Origin of the sequence: Streptomyces alkaliphilus (genome assembly GCF_014141535.1) — a bacterium.
GTDB classification, from domain to species: Bacteria; Actinomycetota; Actinomycetes; order Streptomycetales; family Streptomycetaceae; genus Streptomyces; species Streptomyces alkaliphilus.
Genome location: NZ_VKHT01001227.1, coordinates 1 through 1,286, shown reverse-complemented (window position 1 = coordinate 1,286; position 1,286 = coordinate 1). Strand labels below are relative to the sequence as shown.

Here is a 1,286-nt window from a genome sequence, read left to right as displayed (position 1 = left end):
GTTCCGCGGCGGTCCCGGTCGCCGGGGGTCCGGCGGGGCGTGACGCGGCGCGGCGCCGACGGCGCGGAGCCGGGGCGGCCTGTTCCGGCGTCCCCTCCCCGGTGTCGGTCGCGTGCGACGCGTTCCCGGTGGGGGTGTCCGCTTCGGCGGACTCGTTGTGCTCGTGCATGCGGGCGGTTCTCCCGTCACGCTCCCGGGCGCCGCGCCGACGGGGGCGGGCGCCGCTCGGGAGCTGTCGTGTGTCGCTCGCCGGTTCCGGGAAATCGTTGCCCGGCTACGGCGAAAGTCTGTTGGTCGGGTGCGCCGATGGGAACAGCCGGGCCCGAGTGGCTCCCGGCCCCGGGCGGTTCGGCGGCGCGCGACAGCGCCCCTAGCCGGTGGTCTCCGGCACCGCCGCGGCCTGCTGCCCGGCGGCCCCGGGTGGGGTGGCCGCGGCTGCGTCGCGGTCTGGCGCGAGCGGATCGCCCACCGACCCGGTCCCCTCATCGAGCGGCCCCTGCGCCAGCCTGGTCACCGCTGCGGGGACCGGCGGCGCCAGGTCGGCCACGGCTCGGAGGCCGGACAGGACGTCGTCGGGTCGCACGGCAGGAGTGTCGTGCCGTACCACCAGGCGAAGTATCGCACAGGGTCGGCCCGGGCCCCCATCGGACCCTCCGGGACCGGATGGTTCGCGGGGCGCGTCACCGTCCGTCCCGTCGCCCGGGGCGGCGTCGGCCGCGTCGGCCGGGAACGCCCCGAGGGAGACCACGGCGGCCCGGGCGTCGAAGGCGCGCATGCCCTTCTTGGTCTGTCGGCGCACCTCGACGGCGTCGGCGGCGAGGAAGGCGGCCACGGCCCGGCTGGCCTCCTCGACCGTCACCCCGTCCAGCCGCAGCTCCCACCGGGACGCCTCCAGGCGCTCGGCGAGGTGCGGGGTGTGGGCCTCGACGGCGTCGATGACGTCCAGGCCGGTGGGCAGCGACCCGTCGAGCAGGAGTCGCAGGCGCTCGGGGTCACGGGACTCGGTGAGCGCGATCTCCAGGTACTCGGCCTCGCTGGCGGTGCCGGTGGGCGCGGCGTTGGCGTAGCTGACCTTGGGGTGCGGGGTGAAGCCCGCCGAGTAGGCCATCGGTACGCCGGCCCGGCGCAGGGCGCGTTCGAAGGCGCGCTGGAAGTCACGATGGCTGGTGAACCGCAGGCGTCCGCGCTTGGTGTACCGCAGCCGGATCCGCTGGATCGCCGGGGCGGGCGGGGGGCCTGTGGGTTGTCTCTTGCCCAGTGTCGTTCAGTCCTTCGGGGGTCGGGAC

1 protein-coding gene is annotated in these 1,286 nt (G+C 76.4%); it reads right to left on the bottom strand.

Translation table 11 applies throughout. From position 1 onward, the window contains the following. Positions 1–370: 370 nt before the first annotated feature. Complete coding sequence (locus tag FNQ90_RS23605) at positions 371–1,216, bottom strand: TIGR03936 family radical SAM-associated protein (protein ID WP_182608202.1); 846 nt, start codon at positions 1,214–1,216, stop codon at positions 371–373. Positions 1,217–1,286: the final 70 nt, after the last annotated feature.